A 23,214-nucleotide genomic window follows, 5' to 3' on the forward strand; every position below is an offset into this window, starting at 1 on the left:
TACTATTTCTGTATAATACAAAAAGCACCATTATAAAAATAATGATGCTTTTCTCCCCAAATTAAAATAACCAACTATTACTATTTACTCAATTGGAGCATGCTTTTTACGATTGAATATCCAGAACAGAATTGGGAAAACCAACAAAGTCAAAACTGTTGCAGTGATTAATCCCCCAATAATTACAATGGCTAATGGTTTTTGTGACTCAGAACCTATTCCGGTTGAAATTGCCGCCGGTAGCAAACCAATTGAAGCCATCAAAGCTGTCATCACTACGGCTCTGGTTCTGGCTTTTACCCCCATGAAAATAGATTCTTCGAGAGAAAATTTAGCCTTGAGGTTATGATGAAATTCGGATATCAGGATAACCCCGTTTTGAATACAGATTCCGAGTAAGGCAATAAAACCAACCCCTGCCGAGATTCCAAAATTCATTCCCGTCAAGTGCAATGCTATAATTCCTCCGATTATGGCAAACGGAACATTAGACAAAACGAGCAGTGAATCTTTTATATTTCCAAATAGAATGAACAGCAGCACAAAAATTCCAATTAAACTGATGGGTACGACCTGAGCGAGACGCGCACTCGCACGAACCTGATTTTCAAATTCACCTGTCCAGCCTGTCGTATAACCTGCCGGCATTTTCACTTCGGCTACTTTTTCCTGTGCTTCGGCAATAGTGCTTCCTAGATCACGATCACGAACAGAGAATTTCACACCAATAAATCTTTTGGTATTGTCTCTGTAAATAAACGCCGGACCTGTAACGGTCTTAATATCACAGATTTCCTTTAACGGAATTTTAGCACCGCTGATTGTTGGTACTTTTAATTCGGCTAAATCTTCTTCATCTTTTCTATATTCTTTGGAGAAACGAACCCTTACATCAAATTTCTTTTCGTCTTCGTATTTTTGAGTAGCGGTTTTTCCTCCAAAAGCTAATTCTAAAACAGCCTGAGCATCTCCCAAAGTTACTCCGTAAGCAGCCATTTTTTCTCTGTTGAGAATCACACTGATTTCAGGCTGGCCAACATTTCTCAGAATTCCGACGTCTTTAATACCCGGAATATTTTTGATTTTCGCTAAAACCTCATTTGATAATTCATCCAGTTTGTCCAAGTCATCTCCATAAATTTTCACAGCATTTGAAGCTTTGAACCCGGCTACAGATTCGGCTACGTTGTCAATAACAGGCTGTGAATAGTTATACGTAATTCCCTGATGTACTTTTAGTTTCTGATCCATTTCGTTAATCAGTTGATCCATATTGATTTTACGCGTCCATTCTGATTTAGGTTTTAAATCTACCTGAAGCTGTATAAATCCAAAACCGTTTGGATCTGTTCCATCGTTGCTTCTTCCGGTTTGCGAAAGCACTTTTTTAACTTCCGGAAAAGTTTCCAGATCTTTTCTGATGAGTGCCGCCGTCTGAACACTCTCCGGAAGCGACGTACTCATTGGCAGTTCTGCTGTTACCCACAAAGCCCCTTCATTTAACTGAGGTAAAAATTCTGTTCCTAAAAACGAAGCCGAAAAGAAAGTTACCGCAATAATAGAAATTGAAATAACCAATGATTTCACTTTATGTTTAAATGTCCAGGCAAAGCCTTTCCCTACAATTCTGTCCCAAAAATTCACAAAAGGATTATTTTTTTCCTTTACATTTTTGTTTAAAAGAATGTGCGACAAAACCGGTACCAGTGTCAAAGTGAAAAGTAAAGCTCCCATTAAGGCAAAACCTAACGTAAAAGCCAAAGGGGAGAACATTTTTCCTTCAACTTTTTGAAAAGAAAATATAGGTAATAAAGCCGTAATGATGATTAACTTAGAAAAGAAGATGGCTTTACCCATTTCTGTTCCTGTTTTTTTGATCAGGCTTCCTTTTGCAATTTTGTTATAGGCTGTCATTCCTAATTGATGTGCGCGGTGATCTAAAACTACAAACAGCCCTTCGACCATTACGACTGCCCCATCAATAATAATTCCGAAATCGACTGCACCCAGACTCAGCAAGTTGGCACTCATTCCCATCATTTTCAGGCATAAAAATGCAAACAATAAGGAAAGTGGAATGACGATAGAAACTGTAAAAGTAGTTCTCCAGTCGGCCATGAAAAGAAACACAACGCAGGTAACCAGAATAATTCCTTCAAATAAATTGTGCATCACCGTTTCTGTCGTGAAATTCATCAGATTATCACGATCATAAAAGGTTTCAATTTTAATGTCTTTCGGCAGTACATTTTCATTTAAATCTTTGATTTTATCTTTGATTAAAGCCAAAGTTTCCTGTGCATTTTCGCCTTTACGCATCACAACAATCCCTTCAACGGCATCGTCATTGTTTCCAATACCCGTCTGTCCTACTCTAGGCATTGAGCTTTCGTAAACAGAAGCTACGTTTTTAACCAAAATTGGATTTCCTCCGGCCTGATCAACGATGATGTTTTCAATATCTTTTCGGGATTTTAAAAGTCCGACTCCGCGAACCACAAATGCCTGTCCGTTTTTTTCGATGATATCACCACCAACATTCAAATTTCCTGCATCAACGGCATTATAAACCTGAAGCGGCGTAATATTGTATTTTGCTAATTTAACGGGATCAACACCAACTTCGTAAGTTTTAGTCTGACCTCCAAAAACATTCAAATCGGCCACACCGGGAACAGAACGAAGCTGTTTGTCGATCACCCAGTTTTGATACGTTAATAATTCACGGCTGTCTCTGCTGTCACTCTTTACAATATATCTAAAAATTTCTCCTGTTGGTCCATAAGGTGGCTGAACATCGGGTTCTACATCATCCGGAAGCGTAACGTTTTTTAGCAAATTATTGACCTGAAAACGGGCAAATGTATCATCGACTCCATCATCAAAAATGATTTTGATAACCGATAAACCAAACATGGTAATACTGCGGACACTCGTCTTTTTCTGTACCGAGTTCATGGAAATTTCGATAGGAGAAGTCACAAAACGCTCTACTTCCTCAGCACTTTTTCCGTTCCATTGTGTAATGATGATAATCTGGGTGTTGGTTACATCCGGAAAAGCATCAATTGGCATATTTTTGAAGGAAATAAATCCTGCAACGGCCAGTAATCCTACCCAAAAAAAGGTGAATGCTTTGTTCTTGAGCGAAAAAGCAATAATATTTCGTATGAATTTGTTCATGTCTTATTCGTTTAAAGCACGGTAAATAAATAGCTGATTGTTGGTAATGACTTTTTCATTTTCTTTTAAACCGCTTGAGATATAGGTAGTTTTCCCAACCACTCGGTAAACCTCAACTTGTCTGGTTTCGATGTTATTTCGGTCTTTAAAAATCATGACGAAATTTTTACTTTTATCGAAAACAATAGCATCGCTCGGAATTGCAATCATCGATTTATCTTCTTTAAAAGATAATTTGATGTTGGCATTCATATCCGGTTTCAGTAAAAATCCTGGGTTTTGCAGTTTAACTCGCGCCTGCATCGCCTTGGTTTCGGGATCAATCACGTTAAAAATTTTATCTACTTTTCCTTTAAAAACTTTATCAGGATAACTTAAAGTGGTAACATCTGCATCGATTCCTAATTTTACTTTATTGATGTCGATTTCATTAATGTTCGCCATTGCCCAGACTTCGCTTATTTCGGCAATATCAAAAATATTTTCTGAGCGATCGCTTCGCAAAAGCATATCCTGATTAATACTTTTTTGAATCACAAAACCACTGATTGGCGCTGTAACTTCATAAATAGAACCTGCTTTAATGTTGTAGATTTTATATGTTTCCTGAACTTTGCTTAATTGCGACTGTGCTTTATTCACTTCAGATTTGGCCTGAAGCACATCGCTTTCAGAATTTAATTTTCCGTCAAATAATTCCTGAGCCACTTTCAGATTATTTTTAGCAACCAGCAAGTCACTTTTGGCATCGAGCGATTGTTTTTCAAAATCGGCAATGTCAGTACTTTTTATAGTTGCCAGTACCTGCCCTTTTTTTACATAATCTCCAAGCTCTACATTGACCTTGATTACGTTTCCTCCCACAAGCGGGTAAACATCGATCATTTTATTGTTGTCGGCCGTAATTTTTCCATAAAAATTTAATTCGTTTGTTACGGGCTGTAGTTGTGAAACTGCTGTGGTTGTCGTTTTCAGCATGTTATCACTCAATGCAAAAGAAGTATTGATTTGCGGATTTTCTACTTCTTTTTTACAGCCTGCGATGGATAAACTCACAATTGCAATTCCGATGATTAGTTTATGTTTCATTTTATTTCGTTTTAAAATAAGTCTTTGTTGATTGTACTGTTTAGTTCTTCGGCAGACAGCGCCAGTTTTTTCTTTAGCTCGTTTACCTGAATATTTGCCTGATTGTAGCTTTCCATAAAATCAGTAAATTCTAATAAGCTGATGTTTCGTTTCTGGAAATTGGTTAAGATCCCATTATAAACGGCTTCAAAATCTGAGTTTACGGTTGGTTTTATCACTACATAGTTTTTACGGGATTCCTCCCATTTATTCCAGGCAGATGTAATTTCGGTCTGAAGCTGTAGTTCAAAATTTTGCTTTTCAATTTTTGATTGTTCCAGAATGGTCTTTGCGTACTTAATATTTCCTTTGTTTTGATTCCAAAGCGGCAAGGGAATTCCAACGGTTAAATTCGCCTCATTATTAAAAGCACCGCTTCGCTGATCGTATTTCGCTCCTAAGGTTATATCCGGAACAGAAAGCGATTTTTGCCACTTTACATTCAGTTCATTAGCATCGATTTCCTTTTGTCTCGCCAGATAATCAGGTCTATTGGTAATGGCTTCATTTTCGAAGGATTTTAAATCGAAATCAATCGTTTTTAAGTATTTGCTGAATTCATCTTTTGAAACATTCGGAACAATTTCTTCAGTAGAATTTATAAGCAATTTTAAATTCGCCTGTTCTTCTATATTGTTATTTACTACTTCCATTCGCTCGTTTTTAAAATTCAGATAAAGCGACTGCAGACGAACAACATCTTTCAAAGGAATATTCCCCTTTTGCGCCTGAACTGAATAGGAATTGATTAAATCTTCAATGTGAGCCAATTGTTTATCTGTGGTTTCCAGACTTTTTGAATTGTAATAAACCGTATAAAAACTTTTACGTAATTGTAGTTTCAGTGTTCTTAGCAAATCATTGAATTGCAGTTCTGCCAGCTGTTCATTGGTTTTCGCTAATTTTACTTCATTACGTTTTTTTCCGCCCAGATAAATCAGCTGTTCGATGCCAAATACTTTCTGACCTTGTTTTCCGATATCAAAATATTTATCACGATCAGGATTGTAGGCGTTCAGTTCTGCGGAAATCACTGGGTTGTCCCAGATACCCGCCTGAATCGTCAGCGCTTTTGAGGCATCGATATTGTAATGCGAAGCCAACAGGAAGAGGTTGTTTTTTAAAAACTGACTTTCACAATCTTCTAAAGTGACTGTTTTTTGAGCCAGAACCATCTGATTCATGGCAATCAGCAGCAATAATGCAAATAACTTTTTCATCGTATCATTTTTATTTGATACAAATATGCTATTGAGAGACTTTAAGACACCTTAAGAAAGACCTTAAAAAGTGCTTAAAAATTTATAAGGAGATTTGATTAATGAAAAATCAATTCGAATAAATTGGTCTTTTCTGCAGGTACGCTATAATTGATTTTTGCATTATGAAGCATTAAGATTCGGTTTACAATACGCAAGCCCAGTCCAAAACCGGAAGTTCCTTTTGAATTTTCGCCACGCATAAAAGGCTGAAAAAGATTTTTCTGTTCGTTTTCGCTGAGTGTTTTTCCGGTGTTTAAAACTGAAATCACCAAATGATCTTCTTTAGTACTTATTTTGACTTTTGCCTGTTTGTTATCCGAGTAAACACAGGCATTTTTTAGAACATTACTCACAGCAATTTCCAAAAGGTTTTTATTCCCTTTGATTTCTAAGGCCGTATCGAGATTCTCGCTTTCTTCTATCTCGAAAAGAATAACAAAATCAGGAAAGGTTTTATTTAAATTTTCAATGGCCGAAAACAGAATTTCATCCATCCTTTGAATTTCATCGTTGGCAGCAGTGTTTGTATCAATTTTAGACAACACCAGTAAAGAATGAATCAGTTCCGATAAATGATTAACATCTGATAAAATGGTGTTTAAAAAAAATTTTCCTTTAAGAGATGTTTCCGAATCGGCAATTGTATTTTCAATTTGTGCCGTTATTCTCGATAAAGGAGTTCTGAGTTCGTGTGAGGCGTGAGCCGTAAATTCTTTTTGTTTTTGATACGAAACCTCGATTCTGTCCATCATAAAATTAAACTCATTGGCAATCAGGTCGATTTCGTTTTTATTGCTTTTGGATTCCACACGGGTGTCCAGATTGTTCTCGTTTATATTTTTAATTTTTTGATGAAAAATACTTAAAGGGTTCATGGCTTTTTTTATCATCAAAGAGGTCAACACCCAGCAAATACAGGTAAAAAAAATGTAGGATATAATTAATGTGTATCTTAAAAAAAGTAATTTTCGTTTGCCATAATCATCTGTCGCCGATATTAAGGCATAAAAATCCCTGTCTTTGGTATCATAAAAAACGCCGTAAACTTCGTAATCGCCCTGCTGCTTAAAAAATGTTTTATGCTTTTTAAGGTATTTTAAATCGTCAACAGACCAGTTAATTTTGGCATCATCAATACTGCTGTAAATCAGTTTAAAATGAGAATCGAAGACCAGCGTTTTTTCATCATACAATTTATTGATTGAATTCTGATCGATCATTTTTAAAAGCTGATCATCAACTTCTTTTACATTTACGAGAAGTTTTATATTTGAAAGTGCTTTTATCTCCAAGCGGTCACGAAACTCTTCTTTTCGAAAATTAGAATACAATACAAAAATCACAGTAGAAGCCAGCCCAAAAAGAATTGTAAAGAGCAGACTTACTAAAAGTGATATCCTGTTTTTTAATGTCATTCCTGGTCGCTTAGATAATATCCGTAACCAATTTTAGTTCGGATTAGTTTTGTTTCGTGGTCTTTATCGATTTTTTTTCGAAGAAAATTAATGTAAACTTCAATGGTATTCTGATTGGTTTCAATATGATAATCCCACAGTTTTTCGGCTATGAATTGTTTTGAAAGCACTTTCCCTTTGGCCTGAGCCAAAATCAGAATCAGTTTAAATTCTTTAGGCGTAAGTTTGATTTCTTCGCCTGCGCGGAATACTTTCATTTCTGATTCTAAAATTTCCAAATCCTGAATTATAATCTTTTCTTCTGTCAGCTGCGGAATTTCCTTTCGTCTTAAAAGAGAAGAAATCCTGGCGTACAACTCTTCAAAATGGAAAGGTTTTACCAGATAATCATCTGCACCGCTATCAAAAGAAGCCAGCTTGTCTTCGATTTCACTAAAAGCGGTCAGCATGATTATGGGCGTTTTTTTATCAACTTCACGAATCTTTTTACAAACTTCGATTCCGTTTATACCGGGAACATTGATATCTAGAATAATCAAATCATAATCATTCGAAAAATATTTCCGGAGCAAAAATCCACCATCATAGTAAGGAACGCACTCGAATTCTTTTGAAGCAAAGAACACCGCTATTTCTTTGGATAAAGTAAAATCGTCTTCGAGCAGTAAAATTTTCATGCATATTTTTATTAGTTAATCTGACTGTCAAGTCTCTGCCATATGAAGATTTCAGGTTTTACAATGATCCAAGTTCAAAACTTAAAAACAAATCTCAAACCTTCTTCATATAGCCAGCCTTTATGCTCTGATTTTATGTGTTTAAAATCTATATCCAAGCCTGCAACCAAGTCCAAAATTGAACATATCTCCTGAATTACTTTCCAAATCGCTACCTAGAAAAAAAGCATGATTCATATTCAAAGAATGTTTACTTTCATCATACTCAAGATCGCTATTGATTGTTTTTCTATTCATATAACCAAATACTACAAATGGCTCTAAAATAAATCTTGCAAATGAAAATTGATTACCTACAGTTAAATTAATTCCTTTAGCGGTTTTCTTAACTCCAAAATCATCCAAATATTCATCTTCATTTATTGGATCAATCGGAACATATTCTATAAAATTATTTCTCTGATTCTCTCTATAAAATACCTGAATACCCGCGTACAACTCACTTCGTTTAGATTTAACTCTTGAGTTAAACAGTTTTTGCAAATAAATTCGTCCTTCGATATTGGTTTTAAATCCTTTTGGCTTTAAAAAAATGGTATCCGTATTTGTAAAATCATAAAGTTGATAGCCAACTTCAATATTCAAACTTGAATAATAATTTATTTTTCTTTCAACAGATAATTGTAAAGTTGGAAATGAAGCAATATCAATTAATTGAACTGGATTAATTTTTATGCCCCAATTTCTTTCTTTTGATTCTTGTGAATAAACACAAGCTGAGAGCATCACAATTAAAATTACTATAGTTCTTTTCATTAATTCTTTTTAATAAATTTCTTTTAAAGTTCAAAAATCAATACAACCAAGTTAACATTACAAATTATCTCTTATTTGAAATAAGAAAAAGTTTCGTTGTTTTCGATTTTCAATAATGATTCATAAATCAGCTGAATCACATTTTCAACATCTTCCTTGTGAACCATTTCAACAGTCGTATGCATATAACGAAGCGGCAACGAAATCAATGCTGAAGCTACGCCTCCATTGCTGTAAGCAAAAGCATCAGTATCCGTGCCAGTAGCTCTGGAAGTCGCATGGCGCTGAAAAGGTATGTTTTTCTCCTCGGCTGTATCGACGATTAATTCTCTCAGATTATTTTGTACCGCCGGAGCGTAAGCAATAACAGGTCCTTTGCCTATTTTAAGATCGCCTTCAACTTTTTTATCAATCATTGGTGTTGTAGTATCATGACAAACATCCGTCACAATAGCAACATTTGGTTTGATTCGCTGCGAAATCATTTCGGCACCGCGAAGACCAATTTCCTCCTGCACAGAATTCACAATATATAAACCAAACGGAAGCGTTTTATTGTTCTCTTTCAATAAACGTGCTACTTCGGCAATCATAAAACCGCCCATTCTATTATCGATGGCACGACAAACAAATTTATTTTCGTTTAAAATCATGAATTCATCTGGATAAGTTATCACGCAACCAACGTGAACACCCATTTCCAGAACCTGCTCTTTTGTTTCACAACCTAAATCAATAAAAATATTGCTTAGTTTCGGAATTTCCTCTTTATCTCGTAAACGTGTATGAATTGCCGGCCATCCGAAAATTCCTTTTACAATTCCTTTTTTGGTATGGATATTTACTCGTTTTGAAGGTGCAATCTGGTGATCAGATCCTCCGTTTCTGATTACATATATCAAACCATCATCTGTGATATAATTTACATACCACGAAATTTCATCAGCATGCCCTTCAATCACTACTTTGAATGGGGCATCCGGATTGATAACACCAACGGCAGTTCCGTAAGTATCCGTAATAAAAGTATCTACATAAGGTTCCAGATAATTCATCCAGATTTTTTGTCCTTCGCTTTCATAACCTGTCGGCGAAGCGTTATTTAGGTAGCTTTCCAGAAAAGCAATTGAGGTATCTTTTAAGATAGATTGTGTGCTCATAAAAATATTTTTTTGCTAATTTATAAATTTGGTATTACAGTTGTGTATATAATGTATAATTTTACACTTAAATATATATTCCATGAGATTTACAACTTATATTTTATGTTTTCTTTTAATTTCTTTTGCTGCGAAAGCACAGATTACGCCTAAAGAGAGTGAAATGGGCTACACGCTTAGAGAGAATGATTCAATTTTGGGTGATACTATTGAGTTGCCTGAAATTATCATTTCAAAAGAGAAGCTGGATCCCGAAGCACAAAAACAATTCCTGATTCTTCAAAACAGAGTTTACAAAGTCTATCCGTATGCAAGATTGGCTGCAGACCGACTAACAGCACTAAACAATGGAATGGCACGTTTAAAAACCAGCCGTGAGAAGAAAAAATATTTTAAAATCGTTGAAGATTACCTCAATAATGAGTTTGAGGCGAGGTTAAAAAAACTTTCGCGAAAACAAGGGCAAATTTTAGTAAAACTTATCAATCGACAGACTGGAATAACAACATACGAATTGGTAAAAACTTTGAAAAGCGGTTTCAAGGCATTTGTATCAAATGCTACGGCCAATATGTTTGACATTAGTTTAAAAAGAGAATATAAACCCTTTGAAGTCAGCGAAGATTACCTGATAGAGACCATTCTTGTCAGGGCATTTGAATCGGGCAGGTTAGCCAATCAAAAACCTGCAAATCCAATTGATTACGGTGCCCTTGAAACACATTGGGAAAAAAAAGTAGAAGAGCTTAATAAGAAATAAGCTTTTAAAAAGGTACATTCATAACAATATAAGTTATTGTTTTTTCAATAAAACAGAGATTACATCCCAAAAAAGAATATTAGTGTGGCCCTAAATGGATTGGAGCCACACTAATATTGAGTTCTTTATTATGAAAATTAAGGTTAAATTTGTTTCTATTTAGAATGCGTTTTTGTTTTATACCAATCCTTTTTCTAATGCAACTCTAACCAGGCCGGCAGAATTTCTGACTCCTAATTTTTGTATTAAATTACTTCTATGAGAATCTACAGTCTTTGCGCTTATAAATAATTTCACTGCTATTTCCTCAGTGGTAAATTCTTGAATAATTAACTGCAGAATCTCTTTTTCCCTTTGGGTTAATTTTGGAATAAAAGAAGACGTCTGGTTTATACCAATCGAGTCATTTAGTAAAATATCCTGGATGTGTTTCGGTAAATAGCGATTTCCATTAGCGACCTCTTTTATGGCTTCTATAAGTTCTTTTTTACTGGTATTTTTTAACAAATAGCCCATCGCACCATTCTTTAAAATTTGTTTTATAAAAATACTGTCCTCAAAATTAGTCAGGGCAATTATCTTTAAATCAGGGTGCTTTTTTAGCAAGTCTTTACAAGCATTTATACCATTTCCATCGGGTAAATTAATATCTAACAACAATACATTTATAGAGGAGTTGATACTTTCTATAGTATTTTTGATGTTTTCAAATGACTGCTGTAACTGTATTTCTTTATTCGAATAAAGCATCGTTTTAATTCCTTCAATTACAATGGGATGGTCGTCAGTGATAGCAATTGGAATCATTTTATTTTATTTAAATTGATGGAAATGGTATAAGAGCTGCCTGAAGCGGAACTATCTATGTCTAATTGAGCATTTAAAAAAGCAATTCTGGTATTGATGTTTTTTAATCCAATTCCATTTGAAACCGCACTTTTATCAAAACCAATTCCGTTATCTTCTACGGTTATAAAAAGTTCATCCTCTCTGTAATTGAATTGAATCATTGCTTCTGTAGCTTTGGAATGTTTTAGAATATTAGTTACTAATTCCTGAATAATTCTATACACAACTGTTTCATTTTTCTTGGATAAAGCGATATAATCGCCATAGGTCTGAAAATCAATTTTGAAATTATCTGAACTTTTAATTTTAATGCAATATTCGCCAATACTTTCGATTAATCCATATTCTAAAATAGACGAAGGCATTAAATTATGTGAAATACTGCGTACTTGCGCACAGGATTCATCTATCATATTGATGACTTTATTCAAATTTTCAGTATCAATAACACTTAAACCCGATTCTTCCAGTGTTGACAAATGGTATTTTATGGCAGATAAATCACTGTTTAGACCATCGTGAAGTTCTTGTGCGATTCGTTTTCGTTCTTTGTCTTCTCCATCAATCAAGGCTTCTAATGTGGCTATTTCCTGGTTTTGTTTATCAATTTCTAATTGTGAATTGACTTTTTTTAATTCATCATTTGTCAATATGGTTTTGTAGGCAAGACCTAATGCAAAGCAAAAATTTTCGAGTATTATTCCGATAGAAAAATAAAGTATCGAATTGGGTGCTAATTTTAATACGGTAATGTAAAAAGAAAATAGTGCAAAAAAGATGTAAATAGTCAAACCAATTAAATACCAATACTTATGCTTTCCAGAATATTTTAATGCTTTTGGCACAGCATATAAACATAAAATTAAAACAGATGGCAGGTACAAATAATAAAAAAAAGTAAAGAATATTTGGAACTTGTTTAATTGAAACGTGATGAAAAACAATATCGTGAAGAAAATAAATAAAAATAATAATATTTTTATAACTCTATTGGAAACAACAGGAGTGTGTTTTTCTAAATCAAGAAAATAAATTGAAAAAATGAAATAAAAATTATAAAAGAGAACTTGTAAGTACCAATTGAAAAAACCTGAAAAACGGAGTGCATCAACAGGATTAAAAAGCAGTTTAAGATTTTCAAGGTATAAATGATACAGGTATTCATTTTTTGTAAAAAGATATATAATGATTGTAAAAAGATACATTCCATAAAATTTAAAACTTTTTTCGACGTTGTAAATAGACATAAAAATGCTTAACACCAAAAAAAGGATCAAATAAGATATGGTGCAATTCCACATAAATTCATACATATAGACTCACTGTTACTTTAAAAGAATTAAAGAAAATGGTTTGTAAGTTAGGAGTAGTTTTTCTATTTGCATCATTTTACTTTATTTAAATCAATAGAAATAGTATAAGATATTACGGCAGACGAACTCGCAACATCCATATTTGGATTCAAAAACACTATTCTGTTTTTGATGTTTTTATATTTAGAAACTCTATATTTTAATTATGAAAACATTAGATCAAATTGTAAAAGAAGCTAAAACTGTTTTTTTAGAAAAAAACAGTTAAACAAAATTGTTGGTGGCACATCATCAACTATTGATGAGACGGCAAAAAAAGCTATTTCGGCTATTCGTTAACAGTCATACAAATTCCATTATTATTATTTGATTTTGGAATTTATTACTCAAATAGTTTCTTACTCTTTTATAACTAAATACAAGATAATCATCTAATAAAAAGAGATTTTGCATTAAACAAAACAAATCTAAAAAAAGCTTTTGTATAGCAATCCATTTTGTATATAAAAATAAGAAAAAAAACAGTCTGTATTTGCTCTTTAATAACAAAAAAGATAGAACCACAATAGTGACATAAAAAACAAACGCTTTATTGTTTTATGATTTTTTTGTTCAAAATACTATCTCCGACATGGACTTTTAAAACATAAATGCCGCTTGTAATGTTACTAATATCTATTTGGTCCCTATTTACAGTTTTAATAGCAATTGTTTTACCTAAAATATCTAGAATTTCGATTTTTTCAATGGGAAGGTTTTCTGGATTTGAAATAGAAATAATTCCTGTTGTTGGGTTGGGGTATATTGAAAATGTATTTTTAGCTTCAAAAATATCGGTGGCTAAAGTTCCATTTATGGGATTAAAATTGGTCCAAATGGCGGCGGCTTCATACAATGATTCGGTTCCTGTAGGCACATTCAAAGCACATACTGCCTGATTCACATTTTGAAATACCGTAGTATTAATTACTAAAGGAGTCGGAATATAACAATTTATCGTAGTTAGGACCGGACAATACGAAAAAGCGCCATTGGCAATAGTAGTTATTGATTTAGGAATTGTTACCGAAGCTAATTTTTTACATTCATAAAAGGCATAAGCACCTATAGAAGTGACCGAATCAGGAATGCTTATAGATGTTAAACCTATACAATTTTGAAAAGCAGTCTCTCCGATAGAAGTAACCGAACTAGGAATACTTATAGAAGTTAATCCCGCACAATAGGCAAAAGTATCCGTTGCAATAGCTGTCACCGAATTGGGAATTATTATCGAAGGTAAAGCAATACATTGATGAAAAGCAGCGCTACCTATAGAAGTAACTGAATCTGGAATGGTAAAAGAAGTTAAGCCATAGCAGCCAGAGAATGCGCTGGCTCCAATAGATGTAACCGAATTAGGAATAGTGATGGAAGTTAATTTATAACAACGATAAAAGGCAGTACTACCTATAGATGTAACTGAATTTGGGATCGTAACCGAAGTTAATCCTGAACATTCATAAAAAATTCCAGTTCCAATAGAAGTCATTGAATCAGGAATGGTAACCGATGCTAATTTTATACAATTATAAAAGGCATAAGACCCCATAGTAGTAACCGAATTGGGAATAGTAACCGAAACCAGTTTTGAACAATTTTGAAATGCACCCTCGCCAATAGACGTTACCGAATTAGGAATGGTAAACGAAGTTAAACTAATACACGCATTAAACGAAACATTGCCTATAGAAGTGACCGAATTGGGAATAGTTATCGAAGTTAAACTCTTACATTCTCCAAAAGTTTCTGTTGCTATAGAAGTAACCGAATCAGGAATAGTTATCGATGTTAAATTTAAACATTTTCTAAAAGCAAATTGACCGATAGAAGTAACCGAATCAGGAATAACAATTGATGTTAAACTATAACAATAATAAAAAGCAGCCTCGCCAATAGAGGTGACCGAAGCAGGAATTGTTACAGAAGCTAATGAAAAACAATTGGCAAAAACATACCCCTGAATAACAGTAATAGAACTAGGGATGGTTACAGAAGGTAAACTTACACAAAATTCAAAGGCTCCCTCACCAATAGAAGTAACCGAATTAGGAATAGTAACTAAAGTTAAAATTCTACAATTGTAAAAAGCATCTTCTCCAATAGAAGTAACCGAATTCGGAATAGTAACTGAAGTTAAACTCAAACAATTGTAAAAAGCTTTAACGGCTATAGCATTAACTTCATAATTTTGGTTATTATACACAACCGTATTTGGGATGTTAGCATCACCCGAAAAACTCACATTACTGGCTACAGTAACCTTAAAATTGGTTGCATCTGTAATGGTATAATTGATACCGTCAAATATAAAATTTTGTGCAAAAGCGCTAGTGCTTATTATTGCAAATAGTATAATTAGTATTTTTTTCATGACTTTTACTGTTTAATTTTTTTTAGTTTTTTTAGATATTCAACTGTTTTTGAGCTGAATAAATATCATCGTTTAAAAGAAGCATTTTCACTTTTTGAAAATGTTCTTTGGTTTTTAATTGTGTACTGTTGTTTATTGCTATCAACCTGGCATTCCTTTTTTGCTGTATTTACAGCAAGAAAAAACAAATAAATTCATTGCAACTACTGTTTTTGTTGCAAAAAAGGAGTTGTTGGTAAAGAAGCACAAAAGCTATTTCTATTTCAAAAAACAGAATAGGAATAGTAAGATTTTGCTAAATTGGTTATCAAAATCGTTCCAGAACTTTTGTTCCACATCTAGTTTCGTTACTCTGGAATTAACCGTTTCATATCCCGCTTGTATAAATTGTATCGTTTTAGATGAAGATAGCGTCTAAAGATGCGTTGCTTAGCTACTTCCAAAAATTGTGAAAAAAACATTTTTTTATATTTCACCATTCATACAATTATCATTGCAGCCTACAAACAGAAAAATATTAATTTACAGTAACAATATCAAAAACCTCAGGTTCATTTCCTTCTAAAACGGTTGGTGCATTATTCAAAAAATATTTATTCTTTCCTGTAATGTGTACATCACCATTTTTTGAAATGGCTATTGCAGGATTGAAGATGTTTCCGTCGGCATCAGATGTTAAAACAGTTTCTTGACCATTTTTCCAGTATTTCAAAACTGATCTTCCAGAAGTTCCTGGATTTCTTTCAATACCAATAATGTGTATATCATTTTCGATAACTTTCATATCAAAAGGGGATGAAGAAGTAATTCCAGAGGTTAAATTTGTTTTTAATCCATTTTTCCAAAATCCAATTTTACTATTTTCATTACTAATGGCTAAACGTGCCGTTACAAATGTGCCGGATGAAGTGGTAACAATTTTTCCTCTTCCAATGCTAAAATCATTGAATATTCCAGACTCTAAAGTCGAAATCACTCCATTTTTCCAAACTTTTAGTGTGTATGTGTTATCTGCTGTTAATTCACTAAACAAAATGGAAATATCTGAACCATTGACGGAGATGCCATTAGCAAAAGCTCTGAAACTTGGATTTGAGACTGTAGTTGCAGCTCCATTTTTCCAATATTTTACAACATTTTTAGAGCCATTATTTTCAGAGCCTGTAATATGAACATCACCATTAACAACTACCATATCACTTACAAAGTTGTTGCTTAATCCATTGGTAAGTATGGTTTCTACTCCGTTTTTCCAGTATCTAAAAGAATTTCCTTTTCTTCCCAAAATATAAACATCACCGTTTTCTACTATTAAATCTTCAGCAATGGCGTTTTCGGCCACTACACTAGATATTCCATTTTTCCAGAGTATTATGGCATTCGTCTCATCAAAATTTCCGTTTATGGCATACACATCATTACCGCTTACAGTAATTCTAAAACCCGTAGTGTTAATGTTATTGTCGGAAGGTAAAATCGTAGGTTTTCCATTTTTCCATATAGTTGGTATTGCTTTATTGCTGGTATTTCGGGTAATTCCAACAATGTAAACATCCGTTGATTTTAAATCTGAGGGGGTTGTATCATCTTCTTTTGAACAGGATAAAATTGAGAAAGTAGTTGCGACAAGTATAAAAAAGATTGTTTTGAAATTTGTTTTCATTTAGTTACAGTTTTTATTTTGATATTGTTTTAATAAAAATAGAATTGTAATTTTTTTACTACTGCAAGCTACATTTGCCTAATGAATTAATTTCCAGAGTTATTCTTGATTTTTTTTTCTAGGGGTTTTCCCTGATAAAACTCCAGCTCATTTAAGTCTAGAAGATGGTGCCTTTTGACAAGTGTTGTTTTTTTTTAATTTAAAATAGCGTAAAAAAGAGACCTTTACTCATTCTTATAAAAGAACACTTCGGCGAGAGTATAGTTAGTAATGCTATAGCTTTTTTTAAGCGAAATAGCTGTTATTATAAGAAAAACGATATTACTCAAAATGAGTAAAATGGGTTCCTGAATATCAAAATCGATTGCTTTTTTATTGTTTAATTCTGACGTTTAGTCAGTTCTAAAATATGCCTTGAAAAATATAAAACCCCGGCAGATTTAAAATTCTGTCGGGGTCTTAACATTATAAACTAAGTTTGATCTTTACTTTAATCCAGCCAGACTCTGCTCAATTGTAGCAATTTTGGCTAATGCATCAGCTTGTTTTTGTTTTTCTATATTTAAAACTTTCTCGGGAGCTCCGTTTACAAATTTCTCGTTTGAAAGTTTGGCCTCAACAGATTTCAGGAATCCTTTAGTATAATTCAACTCTTCTGTCAGCTTTTTGATTTCAGCTTCAACATCTATATTTCCAGTAATCGGAATAAAATATTCATTTGATTTTACACGGAAAGACAATGCGCCGTCTACTTTTTCAGAAACATATTCGAAAGCAGAAATATTTCCTAATTTGGTTATGATCGAATCAAAATAAGTTGAAACATTTTCGCTGTTGATTCCTTTTAATTCGATTGCATCTTTAAACGGAATATTTTTGTCTTTTCTGATTGTTCTAATTCCTGAAATCACTTCAATAGAATTTTCAAAATCGGTAATTAATTTTGTATCGAAAGATTTTAATTCCGGCCAGGTTGAAACAATTAAAGCTTCTTCCGGAGTTCTTTCTGCAATTAACTGCCAAATTTCCTCTGTTAAGAAAGGCATGAAAGGATGTAACAATTTCAAGTTACTTTCTAACATTTCGATCGCTTTAGCGAAAGTTACGCTGTCAATTGGCTGTTGGTAAGCAGGTTTGATCATTTCTAAGAACCAAGAACAGAAATCATCCCAAACTAATTTATAAATAGCCATTAATGAATCTGAAATTCTGTATTTTTCAAAATTGTCTTCAATATCAACTAAAGTCTGCTGTAATTTTGCTTCATACCATTCGATGGCAACTTTTGAAGATTCCGGCTGTGCGATAGTTTCTGAAACTTCCCAGCCTTTAATCAGTTTAAAAGCATTCCAGATTTTGTTTGAAAACCCTTTTCCCTGATTACACAATTCTTCATCAAACATAATATCGTTTCCTGCAGAAGCACTTAAAAGCAATCCTACACGAACTCCATCGGCACCAAAAGCATCAATTAAATCTAAAGGATCAGGAGAGTTTCCTAATGATTTAGACATTTTACGACGCTGCTTATCCCGAACTAAACCAGTTAAATATACGTTTGTAAATGGTTTTTCGCCTGCATATTCGTAACCTGCAATGATCATTCTGGCAACCCAGAAAAATAAAATATCCGGACCTGTAACCAAATCATTTGTTGGATAATAATATTTAAAGTCTTCACTTTCAGGATCCATTATTCCGCCAAAAACAGACATCGGCCAAAGCCAAGATGAAAACCAGGTATCTAATGCATCAGAATCCTGACGTAATTCGTCAAAATCTGTAATGATAATTCCTTTTGTTTCTTCTAATATTGCAGCTGCCTCATGTTTGTCATTAGCAACTACAAAATCTTCTTTTCCATCTCCGTAATAATACGCCGGAATTTGTTGTCCCCACCATAACTGACGGGAAATATTCCAATCACGAATGTTGTTTAACCAGTGTGCATATGTATTTTCGAAACGTTTTGGATGTAATTTAATATCTCCCGTTTCTAAAACCGATTTAATTGCTGGTTTAACCAAATCTTCCATTTTCAGGAACCATTGATCCGATAATCTTGGTTCGATTACGGCTTTGGTTCTTTCTGAAGTTCCCACTTTATTTAAATGGATTTCGGTTTTAGCCAAAGCTCCGCTTTCTTCCAGTTCTTTTGCAATTTCTGTACGAACTACAAAACGGTCTTTTCCCTGATAATGTAATCCGAAGCTGTTTAAAGTCGCATCTTCATTAAATATATCAACGATTTCAAGGTTGTGTTTTTCACCCAACGTTTTATCGTTCATGTCGTGCGCAGGTGTTACTTTCAAACATCCTGTTCCGAATTCTACATCTACATATTCGTCTTCGATAATCGGGATTACTCTTCCGCAAATTGGAACGATCGCTTTTTTACCTTTTAAATGTGTAAAACGCTCATCGTTCGGATTGATACAGATGGCAGTATCTCCAAAAATAGTTTCCGGACGTGTTGTAGCAATGGTCAGAAAATCTTCCGAACCTTCGATTTTATATTTTAAGAAAAATAATTTCCCCTGTTGTTCTTCATAAATAACTTCTTCGTCAGAAAGAGTTGTTTTCGCTTCCGGATCCCAGTTTACCATTCGGTATCCTCTGTAAATTAATCCTTTGTTGTATAAATCTACAAACGATTTAATTACAGAAGCAGACATATCCGGATCCATAGTGAATTTGGTACGTTCCCAATCACAGGAAGCACCTAATTTCTTAAGCTGTTCTAAGATTGTTCCGCCATATTTATCTGTCCATTCCCAGGCGTGTTTTAGGAATTCTTCGCGGGTCAAATCGTTTTTATTGATTCCTTCTGCTTTTAATTTCGCTACTACTTTTGCTTCAGTTGCAATAGAAGCGTGATCTGTTCCCGGAACCCAGCAGGCGTTGAAACCTTTTAAACGTGCTCTACGAATTAAAACATCCTGAATTGTATTATTCAACATATGTCCCATGTGAAGGACTCCAGTGACGTTTGGCGGCGGGATTACAATGGTGTACGGTGTTCTATGATCTGGTTCTGAATGAAAATAGTTATTTTTCATCCAGTAATCATACCATTTATTCTCAATCGTCTTAGCGTCAAATTGTGCTGGAATTGTCATTTACTAGGGTTGTTTAATCGTTAATTTGTTTAACCGTTTAATCGGTTTTGATCATCGAATTTCAAATTGATTTGTTTTCTTATTTTCTGTTTTAAAAAATCATTTATAAATCAATCTCAACGATTAAACAAATAAACGATTAAACAGTTAAACAAAAAAACTGGTTCAATTTTTGTAATTATAACCGACAGCAAAAGTAAATAATTAAGTACACTATAAAAAGCGAAATAATAATTTGTGTATTAATTAAAAGAAAGTATATTTACTCCTATCTTAAAAACAATTTCAAAATGAAAAATGTTATTAAATTTATTGTAATCGTACTGTTTAGCGTAACGGGTTATTCTCAAAACGGTCCTAAAATTGAATTTTCAGCTCAGGACAACACTATTGATTACGGAAAAATTTCAAAAAGCGATAATGCTGTCAGATCTTTTGAATTTACAAATACCGGAGATGCTCCCTTAACAATAATTTCTGCTCAGTCAACACTAAGCACGATAGTCGTTACAAAACCAAGCGCAGCTATTTTACCTGGCAAAAAAGGGAAAATTGACGTAAAATACAACATGACTGCAGGACCAATCCGTAAAACGATTACCGTTGAAACCAATGCTGTAAATTACCCTGACGGAAGAGTAGCTCTTAAAATTAAAGGTGAAGTTTTATAAAAATAATTTCAACGAAAAATAGTAAAACCGTTTCATTAGTTTGAAACGGTTTTTTTATGGTTTTTTGTTCTCTTAATTCTTTATTTATTAACGCAATCAATGCTAACAAATTTATATTTCACACGTTCAAAGTCAATTGGTTTGTCTTTTACCAGATACGTTACGCCCATTGTAGTCTGCATTGTTCCGTTTCCTAAAATAAGCTGTTTATCCTTTTTTAAAAATGCCATTGGGTTTTTGAATTTATTATTTTTATTTGTGGCATCATGAAAAGTGTAATCTGCAAATAAAGTATCTCCATGAAATTCACCTGTAATTTCTCCTGTTCTTTCCGGAGTATCTACAACTTTCATCAACATAGTACCATTAATTTTTCCGTTTTTTAAAGTATTCAGTTTTAAATCAATGATATCATTTTCATAAGTTGCCTGATAGCATTGTGTACTTACAATCTTTTCTCCATCGGCTTTTGCTGCTTCAGCTGCTTTTTGTTTTTCATCGTTTTTACAGCTTTGTAATGCAATTAAAGGCAAAATCAGGCAAGATAAAACTAGGTTTCTCATAATTGAATATTTTTAATTTCATGATTATCCTCATAAAAATAATAAAAAAGAAGCCAATGAAAAGGCTTCTTAGTTAATTTATTATTCAAAATCTATAAATTTTTAATTACAAATTCAGATCTTCGGTTCAATTCGTGTTCTTCTTCTGAACAGGCATCATCTGTTTTACATTTTATAATTGGAACAGATTCCCCATACCCTTTTGCTGTAACCCTCTTAGAATCAATACCGGATTGTATGATAAATTCTCTGGTAGAGGTTGCTCTTTTTTGAGATAAATCTTCATTGAATTTAGCATTTCCCCTTGAATCAGTGTGTGATCCAATTTCGATTACCATTCCCGGATATTTTTTCATTAATTCTACTACCCTTCCTAAAACCACTTTTGATTCTTTTCGGATATACCACATATTGTAATCAAAATAGATAGGATCCGTTTTTATAATCAGCCTGTCTTTGTCTTTCACGACATCTTTTTCCTGAGCCAGGATCTGATCAACTTTCTCTTTTTTCTTAACTTCTGCAGCAGCAATTTTATCCTCTTTAGCTTTTTTGTCTGCTTCTTTTAAAGCGATAACAGCCAAAGCCTCTTTTTTCTTATTTTCTTCTTCTATAATAAGTTCCTGTTTTCTTTTATTCTCTGCAATCTGTTTTTCTTCCTGCTTGATAATTTCTAAAGATTTCAATGTCATAGAAGCATCATTATTTGTATTTCTGGTCTTCCCTGAAGTTAACGATTTTGAGTTGTTAGTATAATTTTCCTTAGAAGACAGCACAGTAAAAGAAGTTTCACAAGGCACAGTAAAACTAAATTTCCCGTCGGCAGTTGTTGTCACTACATTCAATTGTTTTTTATTTGAATCCTGAAGTTCTACGGTGACATTTTCTAAAGCTAATTTAGTATCAGCATCTGTTATTACTCCTGTAATAAACTGTTTGCAATCTTCAACAATTAACTCCTTAATTTCTTTTAACACATAAATATCATCACTGCCTTTTCCTCCTTTTCTATTGGATGCAAAATAACCTTCCTTTGTATCTGAATCAAAATAGAATGAAAAATCATCTAAATTGGAATTAACAGGCAAACCAACATTTACGGGCTTTTCGTATTCTTTTACTTTAATTTCAGAAACAAAAATATCAAGCGAACCATATCCTAAATGACCTTCAGACGAAAAATAAAGTTTATTGTCTTTTGAAACAAACGGAAACTGTTCTCTTTTATCTGTATTAATAATTGATCCCAAGTTTTTAGGAATATCAAAAGCGCCCTGGTTTATATTTACTGAAAAAATATCAAAAGAACCCACTGTTCCCGGCATATCAGAAGAAAAAAACAATACTTTTTCATCAGCACTTAATGCAGGATGCTCTACCGAATAATTCTCACTGTTAAAAGGAAGCGAAATTATATTGGTCCATTTTCCGTTAACCAATTCGGCTTTGAAAATTTGAAGATTTGAAATTTTCTCCACATTTTTTCTTTTACTGCCGTTTTTAGAATTATTACGGGTAAAATAAATTGTTTTGCCATCTTTTGTAAAAACAGCATTCGACTCATGCATTCCGGTTTTTAATTCATTCGAAAAATAATGCGTAATCTGATCTGGTGAATTGCTATTTTTGATTGGTACAGCTACAAGATTCAAATAGGTCGCATTATCCCATTTATACTTTTTATCAAATAATCCCGGTTTTAGTTTAACTCCCGCAAAAACCAGACTGTCATTATATTTTACTGCTCCAAACTCGGAATTTGGTGTATTTATAGCTAAGTTTTTAATTTCGAAACGATTTCCAATTGCAGAAACATTTTCTAAAGTTTTAGCTTCCTTTTCAAAATTGGCCAAATCTTCACTATTTTCAAATTTTGAGAAATATGTTTTTAAAGCTTCGGTTGCTTCTTCCGCATTTTCTGTCGCTTTGAGGGTTTGAGCATATTTAAAATAATAATTCCTGTCTAAATCTTTATCGTAATTTTTAATTAAAAGTCTGTAATAACGCTGGGCTTTTATCAGATCATTGGTATAATAATACGAATCTGCCAGGTTTTTGATAACCTCCTGAGAAGGTTTTCCTTTAGCTAATTTTTCATATAATGTAATCGCTTCAACGTAATATGTTCTGTCAAAAAAACGTTTGGCTCTTGCCAAATCCTGATCCTGAGCGTTTATAAACTGTATAGAAAATACGAATATAATAACAAATAATCTTTCCAT

Annotated in this window: 16 protein-coding genes; 2 read left to right on the forward strand and 14 right to left on the reverse strand. The window is 33.4% G+C overall.

The window, feature by feature from the left end; genetic code table 11:
* Positions 1 to 84: 84 nt before the first annotated feature.
* From FLACHUCJ7_RS09995 to FLACHUCJ7_RS10025, 7 genes are all read right to left on the reverse strand, one after another.
* Positions 85 to 3,183 (reverse strand): efflux RND transporter permease subunit, encoded by a 3,099-nt coding sequence (locus FLACHUCJ7_RS09995; protein ID WP_180908797.1) that lies wholly within the window; start codon positions 3,181 to 3,183, stop codon positions 85 to 87.
* Between the two features lie 3 nt (positions 3,184 to 3,186).
* Entirely contained in the window at positions 3,187 to 4,272 is a 1,086-nt protein-coding gene (locus FLACHUCJ7_RS10000) for an efflux RND transporter periplasmic adaptor subunit (RefSeq protein ID WP_180908798.1), read from the reverse strand.
* An 11-nt stretch (positions 4,273 to 4,283) separates the two neighbouring features.
* Complete coding sequence (locus FLACHUCJ7_RS10005) at positions 4,284 to 5,531, reverse strand: TolC family protein (protein WP_180908799.1); 1,248 nt, start codon at positions 5,529 to 5,531, stop codon at positions 4,284 to 4,286.
* Positions 5,532 to 5,629: 98 nt separating this feature from the next.
* Entirely contained in the window at positions 5,630 to 6,988 is a 1,359-nt protein-coding gene (locus FLACHUCJ7_RS10010) for a sensor histidine kinase (protein WP_180908800.1), read from the reverse strand.
* A complete protein-coding gene (locus tag FLACHUCJ7_RS10015; protein WP_180908801.1) occupies positions 6,985 to 7,665 on the reverse strand; it encodes a response regulator transcription factor in 681 nt (226 codons plus the stop codon). The genes FLACHUCJ7_RS10010 and FLACHUCJ7_RS10015 overlap by 4 nt, the downstream gene beginning before the upstream one ends.
* Before the next feature lie 141 nt (positions 7,666 to 7,806).
* Entirely contained in the window at positions 7,807 to 8,481 is a 675-nt protein-coding gene (locus FLACHUCJ7_RS10020) for a DUF3575 domain-containing protein (protein WP_180908802.1), read from the reverse strand.
* A gap of 71 nt (positions 8,482 to 8,552) precedes the next feature.
* The gene (locus tag FLACHUCJ7_RS10025; RefSeq protein ID WP_078229954.1) at positions 8,553 to 9,641 is read right to left on the reverse strand and encodes a M42 family metallopeptidase; all 1,089 of its coding nucleotides are present in this window, start codon (positions 9,639 to 9,641) and stop codon (positions 8,553 to 8,555) included.
* An 82-nt stretch (positions 9,642 to 9,723) separates the two neighbouring features.
* Here FLACHUCJ7_RS10025 and FLACHUCJ7_RS10030 point away from each other — a divergent pair, with 82 nt between their 5' ends.
* Positions 9,724 to 10,401, forward strand: a complete 678-nt coding sequence (locus FLACHUCJ7_RS10030; protein WP_180908803.1) for a DUF4294 domain-containing protein — start codon at positions 9,724 to 9,726, stop codon at positions 10,399 to 10,401.
* A 177-nt stretch (positions 10,402 to 10,578) separates the two neighbouring features.
* On the opposite strand, the gene FLACHUCJ7_RS10035 is transcribed toward FLACHUCJ7_RS10030, so the two are convergent.
* From FLACHUCJ7_RS10035 to FLACHUCJ7_RS10055, 5 genes are all read right to left on the reverse strand, one after another.
* A complete protein-coding gene (locus FLACHUCJ7_RS10035) occupies positions 10,579 to 11,208 on the reverse strand; it encodes a response regulator (protein ID WP_180908804.1) in 630 nt (209 codons plus the stop codon).
* Positions 11,205 to 12,563 (reverse strand): sensor histidine kinase, encoded by a 1,359-nt coding sequence (locus tag FLACHUCJ7_RS10040; protein ID WP_317170893.1) that lies wholly within the window; start codon positions 12,561 to 12,563, stop codon positions 11,205 to 11,207. The genes FLACHUCJ7_RS10035 and FLACHUCJ7_RS10040 overlap by 4 nt, the downstream gene beginning before the upstream one ends.
* 589 nt (positions 12,564 to 13,152) lie before the next feature.
* Positions 13,153 to 14,976 (reverse strand): leucine-rich repeat domain-containing protein, encoded by a 1,824-nt coding sequence (locus FLACHUCJ7_RS10045; RefSeq protein WP_180908806.1) that lies wholly within the window; start codon positions 14,974 to 14,976, stop codon positions 13,153 to 13,155.
* A gap of 517 nt (positions 14,977 to 15,493) precedes the next feature.
* Positions 15,494 to 16,639: a hypothetical protein gene (locus tag FLACHUCJ7_RS10050; protein ID WP_180908807.1), complete on the reverse strand. Its 1,146-nt coding sequence runs from the start codon at positions 16,637 to 16,639 to the stop codon at positions 15,494 to 15,496.
* Positions 16,640 to 17,124: 485 nt separating this feature from the next.
* Positions 17,125 to 19,758, reverse strand: a complete 2,634-nt coding sequence (locus FLACHUCJ7_RS10055; protein ID WP_180908808.1) for a valine--tRNA ligase — start codon at positions 19,756 to 19,758, stop codon at positions 17,125 to 17,127.
* A gap of 290 nt (positions 19,759 to 20,048) precedes the next feature.
* On the opposite strand from FLACHUCJ7_RS10055, the gene FLACHUCJ7_RS10060 reads away from it, so the two are divergent.
* Complete coding sequence (locus tag FLACHUCJ7_RS10060; protein ID WP_180908809.1) at positions 20,049 to 20,429, forward strand: DUF1573 domain-containing protein; 381 nt, start codon at positions 20,049 to 20,051, stop codon at positions 20,427 to 20,429.
* An 80-nt stretch (positions 20,430 to 20,509) separates the two neighbouring features.
* Here FLACHUCJ7_RS10060 and FLACHUCJ7_RS10065 read toward each other — a convergent pair whose 3' ends face one another.
* Complete coding sequence (locus tag FLACHUCJ7_RS10065) at positions 20,510 to 20,992, reverse strand: hypothetical protein (protein WP_180908810.1); 483 nt, start codon at positions 20,990 to 20,992, stop codon at positions 20,510 to 20,512.
* A gap of 92 nt (positions 20,993 to 21,084) precedes the next feature.
* On the reverse strand, positions 21,085 to 23,214 hold the full coding sequence (locus FLACHUCJ7_RS10070; protein ID WP_180908811.1) for an OmpA family protein: 2,130 nt from the start codon (positions 23,212 to 23,214) through the stop codon (positions 21,085 to 21,087).

The sequence above is a fragment of the Flavobacterium salmonis genome (assembly GCF_903819435.1).
GTDB lineage: Bacteria > Bacteroidota > Bacteroidia > Flavobacteriales > Flavobacteriaceae > Flavobacterium > Flavobacterium chungangense.

Bases quoted from the DNA above. Each gene is read 5' to 3' on its own strand.
- FLACHUCJ7_RS09995 (WP_180908797.1), bottom strand. From the start codon at position 3,183: ATGAACAAATTCATACGAAATATTATTGCTTTTTCGCTCAAGAACAAA.
- FLACHUCJ7_RS10000 (WP_180908798.1), bottom strand. From the start codon at position 4,272: ATGAAACATAAACTAATCATCGGAATTGCAATTGTGAGTTTATCCATC.
- FLACHUCJ7_RS10005 (WP_180908799.1), bottom strand. From the start codon at position 5,531: ATGAAAAAGTTATTTGCATTATTGCTGCTGATTGCCATGAATCAGATG.
- FLACHUCJ7_RS10010 (WP_180908800.1), bottom strand. From the start codon at position 6,988: ATGACATTAAAAAACAGGATATCACTTTTAGTAAGTCTGCTCTTTACA.
- FLACHUCJ7_RS10015 (WP_180908801.1), bottom strand. From the start codon at position 7,665: ATGAAAATTTTACTGCTCGAAGACGATTTTACTTTATCCAAAGAAATA.
- FLACHUCJ7_RS10020 (WP_180908802.1), bottom strand. From the start codon at position 8,481: ATGAAAAGAACTATAGTAATTTTAATTGTGATGCTCTCAGCTTGTGTT.
- FLACHUCJ7_RS10025 (WP_078229954.1), bottom strand. From the start codon at position 9,641: ATGAGCACACAATCTATCTTAAAAGATACCTCAATTGCTTTTCTGGAA.
- FLACHUCJ7_RS10030 (WP_180908803.1), top strand. From the start codon at position 9,724: ATGAGATTTACAACTTATATTTTATGTTTTCTTTTAATTTCTTTTGCT.
- FLACHUCJ7_RS10035 (WP_180908804.1), bottom strand. From the start codon at position 11,208: ATGATTCCAATTGCTATCACTGACGACCATCCCATTGTAATTGAAGGA.
- FLACHUCJ7_RS10040 (WP_317170893.1), bottom strand. From the start codon at position 12,563: ATGTATGAATTTATGTGGAATTGCACCATATCTTATTTGATCCTTTTT.
- FLACHUCJ7_RS10045 (WP_180908806.1), bottom strand. From the start codon at position 14,976: ATGAAAAAAATACTAATTATACTATTTGCAATAATAAGCACTAGCGCT.
- FLACHUCJ7_RS10050 (WP_180908807.1), bottom strand. From the start codon at position 16,639: ATGAAAACAAATTTCAAAACAATCTTTTTTATACTTGTCGCAACTACT.
- FLACHUCJ7_RS10055 (WP_180908808.1), bottom strand. From the start codon at position 19,758: ATGACAATTCCAGCACAATTTGACGCTAAGACGATTGAGAATAAATGG.
- FLACHUCJ7_RS10060 (WP_180908809.1), top strand. From the start codon at position 20,049: ATGAAAAATGTTATTAAATTTATTGTAATCGTACTGTTTAGCGTAACG.
- FLACHUCJ7_RS10065 (WP_180908810.1), bottom strand. From the start codon at position 20,992: ATGAGAAACCTAGTTTTATCTTGCCTGATTTTGCCTTTAATTGCATTA.
- FLACHUCJ7_RS10070 (WP_180908811.1), bottom strand. From the start codon at position 23,214: ATGGAAAGATTATTTGTTATTATATTCGTATTTTCTATACAGTTTATA.